The organism is Methylobacterium indicum (assembly GCF_017347565.1).
GTDB classification, from domain to species: Bacteria; Pseudomonadota; Alphaproteobacteria; order Rhizobiales; family Beijerinckiaceae; genus Methylobacterium; species Methylobacterium indicum.
On record NZ_AP024145.1, the window covers coordinates 422,039 to 434,156 of the forward strand.

A 12,118-nucleotide genomic window follows, 5' to 3' on the forward strand; every position below is an offset into this window, starting at 1 on the left:
ACGAGAACGGGATTGGGCCATGCGCGCCGACGACACGACCACCTCCCCGAAGGCCACCGGCTCCACCGGGATCAGCCGCCGCCGGATTCTTGGCGGCGCCGCCGCCGGCCTCGCGGCCTCGGCCCTGCCCGAGTCCCTCGCCCTGGCGCAGGGCGCCGACACGGTCGACGTGCTGCTGATCGGCGGCGGCATCATGAGCGCGACGCTCGGCGTCTGGCTCAACGAGCTGGAGCCGACCTGGTCGATCCGCATGCTCGAGCGCCTCGACAAGGTGGCGATGGAGAGCTCGAACGGCTGGAACAACGCCGGCACCGGCCATTCCGCGCTCGCCGAGCTGAACTACACGCCCGAGAAGAAGGGCAAGATCGAGATCGCCAAGGCGGTCGAGATCAACGAGGCGTTCCAGGTCACCCGCCAGTTCCTGGCCTGGCAGGTCAAGAACGGCGTGCTGAAGGACCCCAAGACCTTCATCAACTACACCCCCCACATGAGCTTCGTCTGGGGTGACGACAACATCGCCTATCTCAGGAAGCGCTACGAGGCGCTGAAGGCGAGCCCGCTGTTTGCCGGGATGGAGTTCTCGACCGACCCCGAGCAGCTCAAGACATGGGTCCCCCTGATGATGGAGGGGCGCGACCCGAACCAGAAGGTCGCCGCCACCTGGTCGCCGCTCGGCACCGACGTCGAGTGGGGCGAGGTCACCCGCCAGTACGTCGCCCACCTGCAGGGCCAGAAGACCTTCCGGCTCGATGCCTCGACCGAGGTCCAGGGCATCGCCAGGAACGCCGACGGCTCCTGGCGGGTCACCGCGCGCAACCTCAAGGACGGGTCGCGCCGGAGCATCGACGCCAAGTTCGTGTTCATCGGCGCTGGCGGCGGCGCCCTGCACCTGCTCCAGGCCTCCGGCATCCCGGAGGGCGAGGACTATGCCGGCTTCCCGGTCGGCGGCTCGTTCCTGATCAACGAGAACCCGGACGTCGCGACGCTGCATCTGGCCAAGGCCTACGGCAAGGCCTCGGTCGGCTCGCCGCCGATGTCGGTGCCCCATCTCGACACCCGGGTGCTCGGCGGCAAGCGCGTCCTGCTGTTCGGGCCGTTCGCGACCTTCTCGACCAAGTTCCTGAAGGAGGGCTCCTATCTCGACCTGCTCACCTCGACCACGAGCAGCAACGTCTGGCCGATGATGCGGGTCGGCATCGACGAGTACCCGCTGGTCGAGTACCTCGCCGGCCAGCTGATGCTCTCCGACGACGACCGGATGGCGGCGCTGCGCGAATACTTCCCGAACGCCAAGAAGGGCGAGTGGCGCCTGTGGCAGGCCGGCCAGCGCGTGCAGATCATCAAGCGCGACACGAACAAGGGCGGCGTGCTGAAGCTCGGCACCGAGATCGTCAACGCCAAGGACGGCACCATCGCGGCGTTGCTCGGCGCCTCGCCGGGCGCCTCGACGGCCGCCCCGATCATGCTCGAGGTGCTCCAGCGGGTCTTCGCCCAGAGGGTCGCCACCCCCGAGTGGCAGGAGAAGATCCGCCGGATCGTCCCGAGCTTCGGCGAGAAGCTCAACGACGATCCCGAGAAGGTGGCCCGGGAATGGGCCTATACCAGCGAGCAGCTCCAGCTCCCGACCCCGCCGGCGATCGACCGCGGCACCCTGAAGCCGATTCCGGTGAGCGCGTCCGGCGGCGAGGCCCCCGCCAAGGGGCCGGTGGGCGATCTGGCGCCCTGATCGACCTCGCCCCCGGCGACGTCCGGGTCCGGTCGGCGTTCCCGGTCGGACCCGGGGCGAGGTGGTTCAGGCCTGGAACGGGATAGTGCGGCCGGGCTGGCGCGCCTGCTCCTTCGTGTAGGCGACGCCGTGCACCTTGATCTTCTTCTCGTCGAGGAGGGTGATGATGCCTCCCTTGTTCGACAGGGCGACCGGCGCCTGCACCGCCACGGTCAGCGTCGCGCCGGCCGCGATCGTGCCGGTGAGCGGCATCGCGTTCTTCTGCTTGTCCTTGAGCGACCAGCCGGTCAGGTCGACGGGGACATCCGCGGTGTTGAGCAGCGTCACCGTCTCGCGCTCTGGCGTGTGGGTGTCGTTGACGAGAGCCGCGATGATGCGCACCAGCCCGTCCGGCACGTCGCGAGGCGGGATGCGGTCGCGGTCGACCGGGGCGTGCGGCTCCCCGCCGTGGTCCGGATCGGCCGGCACCGCGGGATTCGCCGAGGCGTCGTCCGAGTGCCAGGCCTGGGTCTGAAACTTCAGGAACACCGACACCCACTGCTCCTCGCGCGGGAACCAGAAGATCAGGCCCCCATCCTGGTAGGGGCCGTTATCGCCGGCGAAGCGCCCGGGCGGGTTGCCCTGGTTCATGTGGATGTCGTGGATGCCCCGGCCCGGCCGAAAACCGAAATACCGGTCGGCCTTGTCGTTCTCCGGTCCCCAGGTCTCGCCGAAGGCATAGATCCAGGATTCTTCGTCCGCCATCGCGCGCTGCACGTAGGCGTCGAGCTTCTCGTTGAGGTCGTTGTCCGGTCCGGCGGCCGAGAGGGGCAGCGGTTTCAACTCCCAGGGCTGCATCAGGTTGCCCCGGACGTAGTCGAGAGCGATGCCGTTCGGCTGGCTCGGCGCCGGGCTCACGCCCTCGGCAAGGGCCGCCAGCGCCTCGGTGATCGGGTGCTCGAAGCGGGAGCGGACGAGGAACTGCACCTCGCTGCCGTCCTGCGACTGCACGTTGATGGCGATGCGGTGCAACTCGCCGTTGGCCGAGACGAGCACTTGGTAATGCGGGCTGCGGCCGGTGGCCAGGCGGTTGTTGATCGGCCGGCCCTTCAGGACGGAATAGTTCTTGAGCGGCATGACGGGGCTCCCGGGTGATGTCTCGGACGCGGATCGGTCCGGGGGAACCGGTCCGTTCAGCGGTCGGGCCAGGCGGGAAAGAACAGGCGCTGGCGGTTGGTCTTCATCCGGCCGGGCGCGACGTAGGCGTCGAGCCAGCCGGCCGTCTCGTCGAGGAACTTGGCCTCGGCCAGCGGCGCTCCCCGCTCGGCGAGGCGGTCGATGGTCTGGCGCGCGTAGAAATGGCGGAAGAGCCGGTCGAACTCGGTCAGGTAGATGTCGGCTACCCGCGTGTCGCCGCGGATCAGCAGCATGTTCTCGTCGTTGCCGGTGAGCGACGAGGAGGAGAAGTTCGCAGAGCCGGTGCACACCAGCGGATCGTCGCCGAGCGGATTGATCAGCAGGAACTTGGTGTGGATGAAGAACACGTGGCCCTGCTTGCGGAAGAGCTCCTCCTTCAGGAACCAGTCGTCGAGGCTTGTGTCCGGGAACGCCTTCTTGCCCTCGGCATAGGCGCCCAGCAGCGCGCCGTAGGCGGCCACCACGTCCGGGTCGCTCCTCAACGTGTCGCGCAGCTCCCGGTCCGGCGCGTCCTCGAGCAGGAGGAAACGCACGAAGTTGCGGTCGATGCCGAACTGGGCTGCCAGGAGCTTGTTCACCCCGAAGGCCGCGGTGAACATCACCGTCTCCTGTGCCTCGGCGATGCGGGCCGCGTACCAGCTCAGCATCGCGTCGTTCTTGCGCGGCGAGAAGAACGGCGTGATGCCGGGCACGGCCGTCAGGGCGTCGAGCGCGTCCGGCGGGGTGCGCCCCTGCGTCCAGGTCGAGAGCGTCGGCGTCGTGGGGTCGAGCGACAGCTCGGTCCAGTAGTCGAGATAGGCCCGCGCCACGCCCTCGTCGCGCACGACATACAAGACGTTGGTCTGGCCGATGAAGCCCGAGGCGGTGAAATTGGTCGAGCCGGTCAGGACCTCGCGGGCGCCGCCCGCCCGAATCCAGACGATGAACTTGTTGTGCGGGATCTTGCGCCGCCGGATGCGCGGGATGAGCCGCAGGTTCGCCTGCCCGTCGAGGCCGAGCGCCTCGATCGCGGTGCGCGCCGCGACGGTGGCGGAGGTATCCTCCAGCCGCTTGTCGTCCCGGTCGTAATCCTGGCCGCCCTCGTGCACGACTTGGACGTCGACCCCGCGGGCGGCCGCCCGCTTCAGGGCGAGGAGAATCGGCGGGTAGGTGAACTCGTAGGCGGCGACCCGCAGCGCTTCGCCGTCCCGCGCGCGGTCGATGAAGGCGAGGGCGGCATCGAGGGCGCCGCGAGAGAGCCAGCGCACCTCGGGATCGGCGGGATCGTCCTCGTCCTCGGGCGGCCGGTTCTGGAAATGGCTGGAGAAGGCCTGCGAGGCGATGGCGCCGCGGTTGAACCAGATCCCGTGGGTGCCGGTTGCGGGGTCCTCGGTCGTGACCGTGATCTCGGTCCCCTCGCCGAGGACCGGGGCCGCGGGCGTGCCGCGGACGGGCTGCACGCGGTAGCGCGTGGTCGTGCCGGGCCGGGCCTCGTAGTCTGACCAGATCAGGCTCTGGATCGGGTGCAGGTTGCTCGGAAAGCGGTCCTGGGGATCGGGACGGGGCACGACCGAGCGGAAGACCTTGCGGCCCTCGAGCCAGTCGGGCGCCTCCCCGTTCATCCGCGCGATGGCGAAGCCGAGAAGGCCCTCGCGCGCCTCCTCGGCGATCGCGATCGCGAGGAGCACCACCCGCGTGCCTGCAATCGCCTTCAGGTCGATCGATCCGCCCGCCGTCGCCGCCCGCATCCCTGCGTCTCCCGCCAAAGGAATGTCGATTGCGAGGGCAGGGTAGCGATATTTTATAAATTCAGCAATTGTATTACAGGTTAAGCCGCAAAAAATATCCGATCTCGATCGGCGATCGATACGACGACGATTTCAGTAGCCGACTATATTGATGCGAAATCGATTTCAATAATGCTTTTATCAAGCAAAAATGTCGTCCATCCGTATCTAATTCAATATTAGGTAGAAAAATATAGATGAAATAATTAGATAAAAAATATCTTTTAAGTAAATTTCTTTTGTTCATCGAGGATGCGGCCGACTATCCAAGGCTGATTCCGTTGTCGGTGCGCCGAGACCGATCCCCATCGTCCAAGAGCTGGAGGGCGCACGATCCGCAGCGGATATGCCGGCTGCAGAACCGACACGACTCCGGACCGGAACCGCATTACGGTCCCTCCCCGTCACCGGAGGAGGCACCGCATGATCCAGCTCTACGCCTGGGACACGCCGAACGGGCGCAAGATCAGCGTCGCGCTCGAGGAGATGGGGCTCCCCTACCGGGTCGAGCCCGTCGACATCACCAAGGGCCGGCAGTTCGAGCCCGACTTCCTCGCCATCAGCCCCAACAACCGCATCCCGGCAATCGTCGATCCCGACGGGCCGGACGGGGCGCCGCTCTCGGTGTTCGAATCCGGCGCGATCCTGGTCTACCTCGCCGAGAAGACCGGGCGCTTCCTGCCGGCGACCGGCCGCGGCCGGGTCCAGGTCATGGAGTGGCTGATGTGGCAGATGGGCGGCTTCGGGCCGATGCCGGGCCAGGTCCACCACTTCCTCTCGGTCGACGAGACGGACCGCGCCTACGGGCTCGCCCGCTACCAGAAGGAGACGCACCGGCTCTACGGCGTGCTCGACCGGCGCCTGGCCGATCGCGCGTTCGTCGCCGGCGACCTCTCGATCGCGGATTTCGCCATCCTGGGCTGGGCCTGGCGCCACGCCCGGCACCGGGTCGACCTCGCCGAGTATCCGAACGTGCGGCGCTGGTACGATGCCCTGATGAGCCGCCCGGCGGTGCAGCGCGGCTTCTCGGTCGCGCTCAGCTGATGGAGCCCCACGCCATGACGGACGAGACCGCGCTCCGGGCGCAGCTCATCGCGCGGTTCTTCCGCTACCTCGCCGTGCCGAGCCAGAGCGACGCCCGGGCGGCCGCCCTTCCGAGCACGCCGGGCCAGCGCCGGCTCGCCGAATTGCTGGCCGTCGAGCTGCGCGAGCTCGGCCTCCGCGACGTGGTGCTCGACGCGCACGCGATCCTCACCGCCCGCAAGCCCGGGACCCGGCCGGGCGCGCCGCGGATCGGCTTCATCGCCCATCTCGACACGGTCGATGTCGGGCTCTCGCCCGAGATCCGCCCGCAGGTCCTGCGATTCGAGGGCGACGACCTCTGCCTCAATCCCGCCAAAGACATCTGGCTGCGCGCCGCCGAGCATCCCGAACTCGCGCACTACCGCGGTGAGGACGTGATCGTCGGCGACGGGACCAGCGTGCTCGGAGCCGACAACAAGGCGGCGATCGCCGTGGTGATGACGCTGCTCGCCACCCTGGCGCCGGAGGACGCGCACGGCGACATCGTGGTGGCCTTCGTGCCCGACGAGGAGATCGGGCTTCGCGGCGCCAAGGCTCTCGACCTCGCGCGCTTCCCGTGCGACTTCGCCTACACGATCGACGCCTGCGCGGTCGGCGAGGTGGTGATCGAGACCTTCAACGCGGCCGGCGCCGAGATCGTGTTCACCGGCGTCGCCGCGCATCCGATGTCGGCCAAGGGCGTGATGGTGAACCCGCTCCTGATGGCGCACGACTTCATCGGCCGGTTCGACCGGGCCGAGACGCCGGAGACCACCGAGGGGCGCGAGGGCTACGTCTGGTTCAACGGCCTCCAGGCGCATTCCGGCGAGGCCCGCCTCCAGGCGATGATCCGCGATTTCGACCGCGAAGGCTTCGCCGCCCGCAAGGCGCGCCTGCACGCGGTGGCCGAGGACATCGCCGCCCTCTACCCGACCGGGCGGGTCGAATGCCGGATCGCCGACACCTACGGCAACATCCACGACAGCCTCGGCGACGACCGCCGCTCCGTCGACCTCCTGTTCGCCGCGCTGGCCGCGGAGGGGATCGCGCCGAAGGCGATCCCGATGCGCGGCGGCACCGACGGCGCGGCGCTCTCGGCCCGCGGCCTGCCGACCCCGAACTACTTCACCGGCGCCAGCAATTTCCACTCCCGGTTCGAGTTCCTGCCGGTCCCGGCCTTCGCGGCGTCGTACCGGGTGACGCGGCGGATCTGCGGGCTGGCGGCGGGGGAGGGGAGCGTCGATTCGGGGCCGAAATGATTCGGGCGGAGGCTTTCATCCCGTGGTTCGTGAAAACTACGGATCGTCGACGCGCCGATCGCCCTCGAACACCCTCTCGACCAGTTCCCCGACCCGCGCGGGGCCGAGCGCCTCGTCGAACAGGATCCGGAACAGGATCGGCGCGAGCACGCCGTCGAGCACGGCGTCGAGGCTCGGAAACGCCTCGCCCCGGGCGGCGGCGCGCTCGGCGATGAGGGCGATCTGCTGGCGGGCGTAGCTGCAGCAGCGGCGGGGGCCGGTCCCACCCTCGGCCGCCAGCACGTCGCGGATCATCTCGCGGCCGAGGCCGGACGACATCTCCTCGGCATATTGCTCGGCCCAGGCCAGGAGGTCGCCGCGGCCGTGGCCGGTCTCGACCGGCACCATGTCCGGGCGCAGGCGCTCGACCGCGACGTCGGCCAGAAGCTCGTTCAGCTCGCCCCAGCGGCGATAGATCGTCGAGGGCGTGACGCCGGCCTCCGCGGCGATGAGCGGGATCGTGACCTCGGCGCGGTCCATCCGGGCGAGCAGGTCGCGGGCGGCCCGGTGGACCGCGGCCTGGACCCGCGCGCTGCGCCCGCCGGGGCGTGGCCCTCCCCCCCGCTCCGCCATTCGTCCCATCCTCCAAACGCAAAGAATTTGCTTTTAGCGCGCCGCAGCTTTAGACCATTAACGCAACGGATTTGCTTTAAGGGCCACAGCGATGCGCGAAGGTCAAGAATTCCGGTGGCGTGGCCCCCAGTGGCGTGACCCGCTCGTCTTCCACGCCGCGACGCTCGGGGCGTTCTTCGTCGCCGCAGCCGCCCCGACGCCGCTCTATCGCATCTACCAGGAGACCCTGGCGCTCTCGCCGGTCTTCGTGACGCTCGTCTTCGCGGTCTACGCGGTCGCGCTGCTGAAGGCGCTGCTCGTCGCCGGTTCGCTCTCGGACCATCTCGGGCGGCGCCCGGTGATCGCCGGGGCCCTGGCGCTCGAGGCGCTGGCCATGGGGCTGTTCCTGCTGGTCGGCCAGGGCGCGGGCTGGCTCGTCGTCGCCCGGATCGTCCAGGGGCTCGCCACCGGCACCGCCGCCGCCTCCCTGGGCGCGGCCCTGGTCGATGTCGATCGCGCCCGCGGGCAGGTCGTCAATGCGGTGGCGCCGCTCGCCGGCATGGCGCTGGGGGCGCTCGGCACCGCCGCGCTGATCCAGTACGGCCCGTGGCCGCTCCACCTCGTCTACGGGGTGCTGCTCCTCGTCTTCGCCGGGCTGGCGCTCGCCATCTGGCGCATCCCGGAGACCGCCATGCTCCGGCCGGGGGCGCTCGCCTCGCTCCGGCCCCGCATGGCGGTGCCCCCCCGGATCCGCCGGCCCCTGGCGCTGGTGACGCCGATCAACCTCGCCAACTGGACGCTCGGCGGCTTCTACCTGTCCCTCGTCCCCTCGGTCGTCGCCACCGCCACCGGCAGCCGGGCGCCGCTCACCGGCGGGGCCGTCGTCACCGCCCTGATGGTGGCCGGCGCCGTCTCGGTGCTGGTGCGGCGCATGGCGGCGCCGCGCACCAACCTGACCTTCGGGGTTCTCGCCACGGCTTTCGGAGTCGTCACGGTCGTTGCCGGCATCCACGCGGCAAGCGTACCGGTCCTGATCCTCGGAACCCTCGTGACCGGCGCCGGCTTCGGCGCCAGCTTCCTCGGCTGCCTCGGCACGATCATGCCGCTCGCCGAGCCCGAGGAACGGGCCGGGCTCCTGGCCGCCTTCTACGTCCAGAGCTACCTCGCCTTCAGCCTGCCGGCCGTCGCCGCCGGCTTCCTCGCCCGCAGCCTCGGCTACGCCGCGACGGCGGACCTCTATGCCGGGGTGGTCCTGGCCGTGAGTCTCGGCGGGCTCACGGTGATGCGGGCGCGGATGGGGCGGGGGCTGGCGGTGGCGTAAAAGTGTGCCGGGCGATGGATAGTCCCTCCGGCCGGCGGTCTGAACCGCGCGACGGGATCCGGCGGGCGAACTGCACCGGCCGGGCCCCCGTCAGGCAATCGCCCGGCGAACCCGCCCCGGACCGCGGCGAGAATATCGGTGGTCTCCGTCTCCCGCCCGATCTCGGCCCGGAACCGCGCCCGCTCTTCTGCTGCAGCGGGGGCGGCGATGCCGGCCCGCGATTTGGTGTCCCAGAGCCGGCGGGCGGCGCCGTCGGTCCGCGCGGGGCTCGGCCGGGAGCGCCTTCTGCCCCGTCAGCCCTTTATCCGTCGACGGACCCTTGCACCCGCCGGAGCCGCGACGCTTCTGGCCCGATGGGCCCCAGGCTCTCGTTGTCGCGGTAGACGAGCTCGGCCACCGCAGGGAGCGGCATCGGACGGTCGGCGAGATCGGGCTCCGGAACCGAATCCGCCAAAGGGTACGACGAGGGCAGGCGGACTGCCCGCGGGCGTACCGTCGTCAGGATCCCGGGCCGGAAGGCGTGGCGCTCGAGCAAGCCGGAGCGACGTTTCGGTGCGAAGCTGGCAGCCGGCACCGGACGTCGGCGTGACGGGGCAGGGCCGGAGACCGAGGCCTCCGGCCCTGACGGCGAGACCGCAGCCTCAGGCGGCGATGCCGGCCCGGGTCGTGGAGGCTGCGCTCTCCGCAGCCACGGCCGGCGCGAGCCAGGCCTGCAGGGTGCCCTGATCCGGGGCGGTCTCGACCACCAGCGTCACGTTGCCGTCGCAGCCGGCCCACAGCGAGGCGGGCAGCGGAGCCGCACCGGTCGTCCAGCGCCAGGGACCTGCCTGGCCGTCCTGCACGAAGGAGAAGCCGGTCTCCAGCACGGCGCTGTCCATCGGCAGGGCACGGATCACGCCGTGGCCGTCGATCACCGAGATGCCCCGCACCGGCACGCCGAGGCGCCGCCCGTCGCCCGCGCCGACCCGCACCCGCTCGGGCACGAAGCTGCGCGACGTCAGCCACGCCGTGACGATCCCGGCCGGCAGGACGAAGCGCGCCGTCGTCCCGTCGCGCTCCGGCCGGATCGCCACGCCGTCCGCGACGAGGTGGAGGTCGTCCTCGTCGGTCAGGGTCCAGCCCAGCGCCTTGGCGCGGGCGATCAACCGGGTGCGCACGGCGTCGACGATCGGCCCGTCCTGCACCAGCGGCAGGCAGAAATCGTCGAGCGAGAGCGGGGTGAAGTCCGGGTGGAGCGTCATGTGCTCGGCGCCGTTCTCGAAGCCGGCGCGCACGCCGGTGTCGAGGAAGCTCTCGGCCGGCAGGCCCTCGGCGATAAGGATGTCGTGGCTGTCAAGTTCGACGTGCCAATAGGTGATCTCGTCGACCGGCTCCTGGGCGATGGTGGCGTCGTTCAGAAGGTGCTTGATCGGGATCAGCACGTCGTCGAGCACGGTGACGCGCACGGCATGGTCGGGGGAAAGCCATAGGTCGCGGGCGGGCAGACCGTCGCCGAAGGCGTGGGCGAGGACGCGCACCGGGTGAACCGCCGCGCTGTTGGGGTGGCGGGCGCAATTCACCGTGCGGTGGCCGATCCAGCGGATCGGGCGGGCCTCGCCGGAGGCGGTGACGACGCGGTCGCCGACGGACAGCGCCTCGACCGCGACGTCGCCGGTCGCGGTGCGGATCAGCGTGCCGCTCGCGTAGCAGGGTGCGTAGTCGCCGACCGTGTTGTTGCTGTCGAAGGTCACCTGCTGACGCGGGGCCAGCTGCGTGTTGGAGAAGATGTAGCGGTTCGCCGGAGTGGTGGTGCTGTCCGTGAACTGGATCAGGCTACTGGAATCGTACTGCGTCGCGTAGAGGGTCTGGGTGGAGGAGGCCGTGGCACCCGGCAGGATGCCGACGGCCTGAACGGGATCGCCTGCCTTGTTGACCGTGCCGGTCAGGGTGATGTTGCCGGTCGAGACGCTGTCCAGCCTGAAGCCCGCCGACGGCGCGCCGTCGTCCTGCCCCGCAAATCCCGGCCCGTAGACCGTCCCGTTGAAGGTGATCGCCATCGCGCCGTCCCCCTTATCGTTGTTCGGTGCCTGCGTCGGGGCGGCACCGCCGAAATCGCGTCGGTGCACGATTTTTCGCAACAGGTCCGGGATTCGGTAAAGAGCCGTCGGGGTCAATCCGGGGCTTGTTGCATCCTCGATGACACATCGTGGTGAGATGTGATCTTATTGAGACATTCTTGATAACATCGGGTGACATGATGGCATGAAAAATCGTCTTCGCGCGGTAGAAAAATTGCCAGATTATCCTGCGTCAGTCGGTAACTCGTCTTCGTGCAGGATCCCGGCTTGGCCGACGCCGAACGTCCGCGGCATGCCGGCGATGCGCCGCTCCCGGCCCTCGTCTGACGGGACGATCGAGAGGAACAGGGCTGCGCGCGGTTCCGGGCTTTCGGATCGCTCGTGCCGATCAAGGAGCACGCGAAGGGACTGGGGAATCGCCGCGACCCCGGACGGCCGTGATCGGCGCGGGGCTGTGCGGCTCAGCGCAGCCCGTAGCCGCCCACGCCCGCCTCGACGGCGACCGACAGGCGGTCGGTGATCGCCCATTCGACCCCGACATGCGCGTCGGGCCGGACCACGACGTCGTCGCGCGAGAACGGCATCGAGACCGGGGTTGCCCCGGCCCGCAGCGTGCCGTGCACGGCCGCCGCCCCGGCGCGGGCGTAGAGCAGCACGTCCGGCGTCAGCAGGGTGCCGACCTTGACCTGCACCGCCCCGGCGAAGTCGCGGGTGTAGGACAGGCCACCGAAGCCCGGGGTGAGACCGCCGGAGGTCGCCGCCAGGTAGTCGAACCCGCCGGCGATGCCGTAGACGAAGTCGCCCTCCCGCCACATCCGTCCGCCCTCGAAGCCGATCGTCGGCCCGGCATAGCTGCCGAAACGCCGCGACGACACCGCCTCGAACCCGGTGGAGAACCGGGCGTAGGAGCCCGACCAGCGCGATTCCTCGCCGAGCCGGTCCTCGAGACCCCGGGGCCAGGCGAAGACGGGCAGGAACCCGAACCCGGCAAGGCCCTGGGCGGCGGCGGGATCCGGCCGCAGGGCCGCGACGCCCGAGGTCGCGACGCCGAGGGCGGCGCAGAGGACGGAGCAGGCCGCGAGGCGGCGAGGACGGCGATCCGCAGGTGCGATCATGCCGGCAGCATAGCCGAGCTCGCTCGGATTCGCACCCGGTCCGTA

General features: G+C 69.9%; 9 protein-coding genes. 4 read left to right on the forward strand and 5 right to left on the reverse strand.

Translation table 11 applies throughout. The annotated features are described in order from the left end of the window. The first annotated feature begins 19 nt into the window (after positions 1 to 19). Complete coding sequence (gene mqo / locus miv_RS02025; RefSeq protein WP_207181165.1) at positions 20 to 1,726, forward strand: malate dehydrogenase (quinone); 1,707 nt, start codon at positions 20 to 22, stop codon at positions 1,724 to 1,726. A 66-nt stretch (positions 1,727 to 1,792) separates the two neighbouring features. Here the strand turns inward: mqo and miv_RS02030 are convergent, their stop codons facing one another. Both miv_RS02030 and miv_RS02035 read right to left on the reverse strand, forming a co-directional pair. Continuing rightward, positions 1,793 to 2,842, reverse strand: coding sequence for a DUF2278 family protein (locus tag miv_RS02030; RefSeq protein WP_058617094.1), 1,050 nt, complete (start codon positions 2,840 to 2,842; stop codon positions 1,793 to 1,795). 56 nt (positions 2,843 to 2,898) lie between these two features. Beyond that, positions 2,899 to 4,629, reverse strand: coding sequence for a phospholipase D-like domain-containing protein (locus miv_RS02035; protein WP_207181166.1), 1,731 nt, complete (start codon positions 4,627 to 4,629; stop codon positions 2,899 to 2,901). Between the two features lie 462 nt (positions 4,630 to 5,091). Here miv_RS02035 and miv_RS02040 point away from each other — a divergent pair, with 462 nt between their 5' ends. Then, positions 5,092 to 5,712 (forward strand): glutathione S-transferase family protein, encoded by a 621-nt coding sequence (locus tag miv_RS02040; RefSeq protein WP_207181168.1) that lies wholly within the window; start codon positions 5,092 to 5,094, stop codon positions 5,710 to 5,712. 14 nt (positions 5,713 to 5,726) lie between these two features. Continuing rightward, the gene (gene pepT / locus miv_RS02045) at positions 5,727 to 6,989 is read left to right on the forward strand and encodes a peptidase T (protein ID WP_207181170.1); all 1,263 of its coding nucleotides are present in this window, start codon (positions 5,727 to 5,729) and stop codon (positions 6,987 to 6,989) included. A gap of 36 nt (positions 6,990 to 7,025) precedes the next feature. On the opposite strand, the gene miv_RS02050 is transcribed toward pepT, so the two are convergent. Beyond that, positions 7,026 to 7,601 (reverse strand): TetR/AcrR family transcriptional regulator, encoded by a 576-nt coding sequence (locus miv_RS02050; RefSeq protein WP_048427421.1) that lies wholly within the window; start codon positions 7,599 to 7,601, stop codon positions 7,026 to 7,028. Positions 7,602 to 7,692: 91 nt separating this feature from the next. Here miv_RS02050 and miv_RS02055 point away from each other — a divergent pair, with 91 nt between their 5' ends. Then, positions 7,693 to 8,901 carry an MFS transporter gene (locus miv_RS02055; RefSeq protein WP_207181172.1) on the forward strand — a complete coding sequence of 403 codons (1,209 nt, stop codon included), beginning with the start codon at positions 7,693 to 7,695 and terminating at the stop codon, positions 8,899 to 8,901. Between the two features lie 641 nt (positions 8,902 to 9,542). On the opposite strand, the gene miv_RS02060 is transcribed toward miv_RS02055, so the two are convergent. After that, on the reverse strand, positions 9,543 to 10,937 hold the full coding sequence (locus miv_RS02060) for a Hint domain-containing protein (protein ID WP_207181175.1): 1,395 nt from the start codon (positions 10,935 to 10,937) through the stop codon (positions 9,543 to 9,545). Positions 10,938 to 11,419: 482 nt separating this feature from the next. After that, entirely contained in the window at positions 11,420 to 12,073 is a 654-nt protein-coding gene (locus miv_RS02065) for an outer membrane protein (protein WP_207181176.1), read from the reverse strand. Positions 12,074 to 12,118 lie beyond the last annotated feature (45 nt).